We start from the raw sequence: 7802 nt of genomic DNA, 5'->3' as shown, positions 1-7802 counted from the left end.
GTGCCGACCTCGGGGTAGCCGTCCACGATCGCGGCGGGCTTCGAGCCGCTGTCCTGGACCACCGACCTGATCTTCACCGGCCGCGTCGCCGACGCCTTGAAGCTCAGCCGGTACGTCTTCCCGGCCTCCACGGCGATGCCGCTCTGCCCGATCATCGAGGCCCACACGTTGTCACCGCCCGCGGGGACCTGGGCGCACAGCCGTCCGCCCGTCACCTCGATCGGCGTGTTCTTGGACGCCCACCAGCCCTTGACCCCGTTGTCCAGCGAGCCGTTCACGACGCTCTGGTGCACGGGCACGAGAGACACATTGTCCAGGCACAACGTGTACGGCGCGTCCGCACCGCCCACCTGGAACAACACCTGAGCCTCCGAGTCCGACACCTTGGCCGTGGCCGCGTAGGTGAACTTCTTGGAGCTGGCGCCGACCTCGGGGTAGCCGTCCACGATCGCGGCGGGCTTCGTGCCGCCGCCCTGGACCAGCGACCTGATCCTCGTCGTCTTCGTGGCGGTCGCCTCGAAGCTCAACTGGTAGGTCTGGCCGCCCCGGACCTCGATGCCGCTCTGCCCCACCATCGCGGCCCACACGTTGTCACCCCCCGCGGGCACCTCGGCGCACAGCCGCCCGCCCGTCACCTTGATCGGCGTGTTCTTGGACGCCCACCAGCCCTTGACCCCGTTGTCCAGCGAGCCGTTCACCACGGCGTCGCCGGCGGGCGCGGCGGCGTACGCGGGTGTGGCCGCCGCGGCCATCGCCACGAAGGCGCCCGCGGCGATGAGACGCATCGGATAAGAATTCATGATCGTGGATCTTAGGGGGGCGACATCGGCGTCAACCTAGAGCCAATTCCCGGTCTTTTGGTTGGGCCAAATCGCCGTGGGCGGCCGTCTCGGCCTGGCGCTCGGGTCGACGCCACCGGAACGTCAGCCCCGCCGGGCGCAGCGTGCATCATCGGGTGCTCCGGAAGCTCCGGGCCCAGCGGCGGAGCTCGGTGGCGGCCTCGTCGCGGGTGAGGGGACCGCGTTCCAGGTGCACCTCCTGGAGATGCCGGATCGCGGCCCCCACCGTCGGGGAGGGCGGGAGGCCGAGCATTCGCATCACCGTCCTGCCGTCGAGCACGACGGGGACGTCGTCACGCCTGGCGTACCTGTCACGTTCGGCGGCGGCGCGGGCGTCGGCCTCCTGCCTGGCGCGGCATGCGGCCTCCCACGCGTCGTAACCGGGGGCGTCCAGGGCATCCAGGGCCGCCCGGCGCCACCCTTCCAGGTCGCGTTCCCGCCCGAGGCCGACCGCGTCGAACAGGTCCGCCGCACCTGCTCTGACCGCTCCGAGGCGCGCGAGCACGGCGTTGATCGGCCAGTCGTCGCGCGGCGGCCCGGCCTGGATCGAGGCGTGCTCGGGCCCCCAGCCGCGACGGCCGTTCTCCCACAGGGCGGCGGCTTGGCTGCCGCTGCCACCCCAGAAGTCCGCTTCCACGTAGGCGACCTGGCCGCCGCGGGACCAGTCCTTCAGCCTTCCGGCGAGCCCCGGGGACATGAGCGTGAACGGCCCGCTCTCCTGCCGCGCGGCGGTCGGCTCGCCGAAGATCTCGTCGGTCACCGGCAGCAGCCCCAGGCGTTGCCCGAGAGGCGCCACCACAGCCCGTGGCACTTCTCCCGAAAGTGAGCGGAGACGGTCGAACTCACCGACGACACCGTGGAGCACGTACGACATGCCCGCACCCTAGATCACCGGCTTCGTGACCCACCTTCATGATCCACGTCACGCCCGCCGCCGCGGCCGGCCCGTCTAGGGTGGGCGCATGGCCGAACGGCGTCCGTTGATCGCGCGCAGGCTGCGGCCGGGACACTGGGTCGCCCTCGACGTGTTCGCGGCCGTCGCCCTGGCCGCCGGGTTCTCGGTGCCGGCGGTGCTGGCGCCCGAGTCCGCCGGGGTGCCGCCCTTCGTGGCCGTGCCGGTGATCGCACTGGCCTGCCTGCCGACGGCGGTGCGGCGCCGGTGGCCCGTGCCGGTGTGCGCGGCGGTCCTGGTGGCGGCGGTGATCGCGCCGTTCGCCGGGTGGCAGGAGGCGTTCGTGCCCTTGGCCGTCGCCCTGCACGCGGTGGCGCTGCTGCGGGCGCGCCGGACGGCGGTGACGGCGCTGGTGGCCGCGCTGGCGGTGACCGCCGCCGGCGCCGCGATCGGCGCCCCCTCCTGGACGGAGGCGGCCTCGGTGTGCGGATTCGCCTGGCTGCTGCTCGGCCTGGCCTGGACGATCGGGCTCGCCGTACGGGAGCAGCGCGCGTACGCCGCGCAGGCCGTCGCACGGTCGGCGCAGGCCGCGGCGACGGCGGAACGGCTGCGGGTGGCTCGTGAGGTGCACGACGTCGTCGCCCACAGCATGGGCCTGATCTCCATGCGGGCCGGCATCGCCAACCACGTCGCCGCCACGCACCCCGAGGAGGCCGGGGAGGCGTTGTCGATCATCGAAGAGACCAGCCGGAAGGCGCTCACGGACCTGCGCGGCCTTCTGGGCCTGCTCCGCGACATCCCGGAAGATCGGGACGACGGCGCGCCGCGCATGGTGGACAGACTGCGTGAGCTGGTCGCGGCGATCCCGGACGGTCACGTGCGGGTGGAGCTCGACGTCGAGCCTGGCCTCGCGCTCGGCGGCGAGGCGGCCCTGGTCGTCCATCGCCTCGTACAGGAGTCGCTGACCAACGTGCTCCGACACGCCGGCCCCGCCCGGTGCCGGGTGTCCGTCGTCACCCGGGCGCGGCGCGAAGTGGTGGAAGTGGTGGTCGAGGTCGTCGACGACGGTCGCGGGGGTGCGCCGCGTACGGGAGGACACGGGCTGGCCGGGCTGGAAGAGCGGGTGACCCTGCACGGCGGGACGTTCTCGGCCGGGCCGGAGCCCGGCGGCGGCTTCGCCGTCCGCGCCAGACTGCCCTTGCCGAGCGGGTCCGGGTCCGGGTCCGGGGAGGACGACAGGTGAGCACGTTCACGGTACTGATCGCCGACGACCAGGCGTTGCTGCGCGCGGGCCTGCGCAGGCTGATCGACACCGCCCCCGGCCTGACCACCGCCGGCGAGGCCGGCACCGGGCAGCAGGCCGTGGACCTGGCCCGCGACCTGCGGCCCGACCTGGTGCTCATGGACGTCCGCATGCCCGGCCTCGACGGGATCAGGGCCACCGAGCTGATCCGGGCCGACCCGGCGACCGCCGGGACACGGGTGCTGATGCTGACCACGTTCGATCTCGACGAATACGTCTACGGGGCGTTGCGCGCCGGAGCCAGCGGATTCCTGCTCAAGGACACCGGCCCCGGCGACCTGCTGGCGGCGCTGCGCATCGTCGGGGAGGGGCAGGCGCTGCTGGCCCCGTCGGTCACCACGCGGCTGATCGCGGAGTTCGCCCGGCGCGAGCCCGCCGCGATCCCGGCCGGGCTGGCGGCGGGGCTGGCCCAGGTGTCCGGACGGGAGCGCGAGGTGCTGGTGCTGGTGGCCAGGGGGCTGACCAACCCGCGGATCGCCGAGCGGCTCGGCATCGGAGAGGCGACGGTCAAGACCCATGTCCGCAGCCTGCTGGCCAAGCTCGCCGCGCACGACCGGGCGCAGCTCGTCATCGCCGCCTACGAGGGCGGCGTGGTCACGGCCGGCGGGCGGGCGCCGTCAGCGGCGGTAGGAGACCTCGGGGAAGGCGGCTGACGGGCCCCGCAGCAACGCCTGCGGACGGCCGCGCAGCGTCTGCTCGAAGAAGGCCAGCGGGTAGGCGCGTTGGAAGGCCAGCGCCCGCTCGGCCGGGATCGTCCCGACGACCTCCTCCAACTGCTCCTTCCCCAGCCCCAGCGGCCCGGCCGACATGGGGATGAGCAGGACGTCGTCGCCGAAGGAGTTGTGCGCCGCCCCCTTGAGCGTCACGTTGAGCCGCCATCCCCGCAACCCGTCCCAGAAGGCACGCAGTGTCGGATTGGTGGCCATGCCGCCCTTCCCGTCGGTGTCGACGACCATGTACGGCCGGTCGAGGCCGGACTTCGCCACCTTGCCGAAGACGGCGCCGTCCAGGCCGAGCCCGGCCTTGATCCGCGGGTCGGCGTACATGGCGGAGGAGGTGGCCGCGCCGCCGAGCGAATGCCCGAACATCCCGATCCGCGCGAGATCGAAGAGCGGCTTCCCGGCACGGCCGGGCACCTTCTCCTCCAGGGCAGGCAGGCTGTCCAGGACGAAACGCACGTCGGCCACCCGGACGTCGACCGCCTTGGCGAAGGCGGTCACCTCGGCCCCCGTCTCCACCCGTCCGCCGGGGAACTCCACCACCGCCGCGTCATAGGGGTGATCGACGGTGACCACCGCGTATCCCCGGCTGGCCAGCTCCTCGACGACGCCGGTCCCGTAAGCGCGCGAGGCGTTGGCGCCCGGCGAGTACAGGACGACCGGCAGCTTGCCCAGGCTCGTGTCGGCGGGCGCGCCCTCGTGACCGTCGGTCCTGTCCAGCAGCACCGAGCCAGGCTCCAGGTCGTTCATCTTCAGGTACCGGTCCGCCGCCGCCCTCGGCATCCAGGGGGCGACCGGATGGGCCTGCGCGTCCCGGGCCGGGTACCACAGGCTGACCATCAGCTCCCGCCTCCTGCCGGAGCCGTTCCAGGGATCCGGGCGGGACTGATCCACCAGGTGGACCGAGACGGTGCCCACCGAATGCGGGCCCGTCGGCTTCGGGACGGTCAGGCGCTGCGGCGGGTTGGAGCCGCAGCCGGCCAGCGTGAGAGCCAGGACGGTGATGATGAGTGCACGTTTCACCCTCTTCACGCTGCCAACCGCGCACGCCCGCCGCCTCTGACGTGCGAAGGACCTCCGACTCAACCCAGGAGGGTAGAGCTCGCTGGAGATCGTCCTCAGGAATGACACCCACGAATGCTCGACGCGGAGCCACCGGCGGCGGCGGACCAGCCCCTCCCCCGAGACGCGGAGCATGCATTTGTTGGAACCCCTCGTAGGGGCGATGAGGACCGCGGTCGTAGCCATCTGAAGGACGTGTGCAGCTCAAGCCCTGTGCGACGGGTTCGACGCGGTGCAGGGCGCAGGGCGGAGTCCTTATGCGACGCCGGTCTGGGCGCGTACCATCCGCGCGTACCACCCGTGGCGGTCGCCGAGCAGGTCGAGGCGATCTCCGTGTTCCGCCACCCGGCCGCCGTCCAGGGCCACGACGGTGTCGAAGGACTCCAGGACGCCGAACCTGTGGGTGATCATCACCGTCGTCCGTCCCGCCCGCTCGGCCAGGACCGCCTCGACGACCTCCAGCTCGGTCATTGGGTCGAGGGCGGAGGTGGCCTCGTCGAGGACCAGCACCGACGCGTCGGCCAGGAGCGCGCGAGCCAGGGCGATGCGCTGTCGTTCGCCGCCGGACAGCAGCGCTCCCCGCTCTCCCACCAGCGAGTCGTAGCCGTCCGGAAGTGCCGTGATCCGCTCGTGGACGCGGGTGAGCCGGCAGGCCCGCACGAGATCGTCCGCGGTGGCGTCGGGGGCGGCGTACCGGAGGTTGTCGGCGATCGACCCCTGGAAGAGGAAGGGCTCCTGGGTGGCGATGCAGACGCGTCCGGGTGACGGACGGGCGATCTCTGCCCCGTCGACCAGGACCGACCCCTCGGTGGGCGGGTGCAGGCCGGCCAGCAGGTGGCCGAGTGTCGTCTTGCCCGAGCCGCTCGGGCCGACGACCAGCGTGGTGGATCCGGCCGGCAGGGTGAGATTCACACCGTCCAGCGCCGGACGGTCCCGCTCCGCCGCGGCGTACCGGAACATGACCTCATGGACGGCGAGCGCGCCGGGCCCGGAGACGAGGTCCGGGGTTGGCTCGGGCCCGGGCTCCAGCTCGGGCTCGGGCCGCATGTCGAGGTAGTCGAAGACCCGCTCGAAGGCTCCTTGGGCGGAGCGGAAGTCGGTGGAGATGTGCAGGAGTTGCCAGAGGGGCTGGTAGAGCCTGGCCTGCAGCACGGTGAAGGCGACCAGAGTGCCCGGGGTGATCCCGTCGGACAGGCCCGCCGCCACGAACACCAGGTACGGGGTCAGCACGAAGAAGACGTGTCCCGCGCTCAGCACCCCTTGGGCCACCAGCCCGGACCGTACCCCGAGCCGGATCAGCCGCCGGCTCTCCGCGGCGAATCCGCCCGCCTCGTCCGCGCTTCTGCCGTGGACCCTGGCCAGGATGACGGCGCCCAGGCACAGCCGCTCCGCCACGATGGCCGACAGTTGTGCGCGGGAGCGCTGGCTGACCTCCGACAGGTTCTTGAGCGCTCGCCCGGAGCGGGAGGCCACCCAGACGACGACGGGTGTGAGGATCAGGGCGGCGCCCGCGAGCTGCGGTGACAGTGCCACCATCGCGCCGGCGGCGGCCACGAATCCGAGCACGCCGGACAACGTGCTGGGCAAGGTGTCCTTGACGGCGTTCTCGATCTGGACGGTGTCGTTGGCCAGCCGCGACTGGATCTCGCCGCCTCGTGTCGCGGCGAAGAAGGCCAGCGGCATGCGCTGGAGACGGCCGAACAGCTCCACGCGCAGCGCGTGCACCACTTGCTGCGCGACGCGGGCCGACACCCACGTCTGGCCGAGGTCCACCACGCCCACCGCGCAGGCGGTGGCCGCCGCCAGTCCGGCGATCAGCGCGAGCAGCGGCAGGTCGGGACCGCCCGCGCCGAACAGCGCCCGGTCGAAGACCAGCTGGGTCAGCAACGGCACGGCGGCGTTCAGTGCGGAGTAGGCCACGACGAGCAGGACGACGAAGCAGATGGCGAGCCGGTGCGGCATGAACAGCCGTACGACCCTGCGCCAGGTCCCGGGGGCGGGAGGCTGCTCCGAATCGAAGCGGGAACGATCGTGCACGGGCCGGGCCTGTCCTTGTCTCTTGACCGAACGCTGTTGACCAGACGTCTGGATCGAACAGGGCCCCGCCCGCCCGGGTCCGGGCGGGCGGGTTCGGCTGTCAGTTGTCGGTGCAGCCGAAGTGCTTGATGCAGTTGGTCAGCCGGAGCGCCTCGTTGGCGCCGGGCTCTAGCTCCTGGAGCGCCTGCAGGTCCTCAACGTCGAAGGACATGGTCGTCACCTCCTTGTGAATGCCGGGGCCGCCTGTGGTGCGGCCGTCTGTCATCGCCGTCCCGCTGCGGGAGCGGCGAGTCTGGGGGCCTCCTCCGGCATCCACAACCGGGCGCACCGGTCGCGCAGCCGGAGGAGGAAAGCGACGATCCCCGCCGTACCGGCGAGAAAGGTCGGCGGGAAGTCTCCCTGGGGGCCGGGGACGAGCAGGCGGCCGCGACGATCGGTCGCGCGCAGCTCCAGACATCCGGCCAGATCTCGCGCCCACCGCCGGTAGCGGTCGTCGCCGGTGAAATCGGCCAGGTCGAGCAGGAATTCACCGTCGCCGGGCAGTCCGTGGCACGGCACCGGCCCTGACTGCCATCGCGTACGGTGCACGGCCGCCGCGGCCTTGCGCGCCAGGTCCAACGCGGACGGGTCGCCGGTGGCACGCCAGTACCTCACGAGGAAGGAGCCGATCCCGGAGGAGCCGCTGCACCAGTACGGCCGACGCGGGCGCACTGTAGACAGGTCGCCGCGCTGCGTCGGCCACCAGACGGTGTCGCCGTCCACGTCGGCGTGTTCGCGGAGGGTGCGGGCGATCTCGTGGACGGTCGCCGTCCAGTCAGGCCGGTGGAGGGCCCGGCCCGCGTGGAGCAACGCGGTCCCGATACCTCGCTGGCCCCGGGTTCGCAGGTCGTCACCGGCTACTTCGAGCGCTCCGGGCTGCAGCCGTACCTCGACAAGATCGGCTTCAACCT

At 72.4% G+C, this 7802-nt stretch carries 7 protein-coding genes; 2 read left to right on the top strand and 5 right to left on the bottom strand.

Going from position 1 to position 7802, the window contains the following annotated elements:
• The coding region (locus ACWCSD_RS42985; RefSeq protein ID WP_449923800.1) for a carbohydrate binding domain-containing protein at positions 1-800 on the bottom strand (800 nt) is incomplete at its 3' end.
• 148 nt (positions 801-948) lie between these two features.
• The gene (locus ACWCSD_RS42980; RefSeq protein WP_449923797.1) at positions 949-1638 is read right to left on the bottom strand and encodes a hypothetical protein; all 690 of its coding nucleotides are present in this window, start codon (positions 1636-1638) and stop codon (positions 949-951) included.
• A gap of 163 nt (positions 1639-1801) precedes the next feature.
• On the opposite strand from ACWCSD_RS42980, the gene ACWCSD_RS42975 reads away from it, so the two are divergent.
• Both ACWCSD_RS42975 and ACWCSD_RS42970 read left to right on the top strand, forming a co-directional pair.
• Complete coding sequence (locus tag ACWCSD_RS42975) at positions 1802-2974, top strand: sensor histidine kinase (protein WP_449923794.1); 1173 nt, start codon at positions 1802-1804, stop codon at positions 2972-2974.
• Positions 2971-3687: a response regulator gene (locus ACWCSD_RS42970; protein WP_397165544.1), complete on the top strand. Its 717-nt coding sequence runs from the start codon at positions 2971-2973 to the stop codon at positions 3685-3687. The genes ACWCSD_RS42975 and ACWCSD_RS42970 overlap by 4 nt, the downstream gene beginning before the upstream one ends.
• Here ACWCSD_RS42970 and ACWCSD_RS42965 read toward each other — a convergent pair.
• From ACWCSD_RS42965 to ACWCSD_RS42955, 3 genes are all read right to left on the bottom strand, one after another.
• Positions 3652-4776, bottom strand: a complete 1125-nt coding sequence (locus ACWCSD_RS42965; protein WP_449923791.1) for an alpha/beta hydrolase family protein — start codon at positions 4774-4776, stop codon at positions 3652-3654. The two genes, ACWCSD_RS42970 and ACWCSD_RS42965, sit on opposite strands and share 36 nt — an antisense overlap.
• 294 nt (positions 4777-5070) lie before the next feature.
• Positions 5071-6852, bottom strand: coding sequence for an ABC transporter ATP-binding protein (locus ACWCSD_RS42960; RefSeq protein ID WP_449923788.1), 1782 nt, complete (start codon positions 6850-6852; stop codon positions 5071-5073).
• A 261-nt stretch (positions 6853-7113) separates the two neighbouring features.
• Positions 7114-7701 carry a lanthionine synthetase LanC family protein gene (locus ACWCSD_RS42955; RefSeq protein ID WP_449923785.1) on the bottom strand — a complete coding sequence of 196 codons (588 nt, stop codon included), beginning with the start codon at positions 7699-7701 and terminating at the stop codon, positions 7114-7116.
• Positions 7702-7802: the final 101 nt, after the last annotated feature.

The organism is Nonomuraea sp. NPDC001684 (assembly GCF_053596515.1).
The sequence above is the reverse complement of the archived record's forward strand: the minus strand, read 5'-3'. Positions and strand labels throughout refer to the sequence as shown.

What these genes read in the sequence shown, in the direction of transcription:
- ACWCSD_RS42975 (WP_449923794.1), top strand. Translation starts at nt 1,802, where the DNA reads ATGGCCGAACGGCGTCCGTTGATCGCGCGCAGGCTGCGGCCGGGACAC.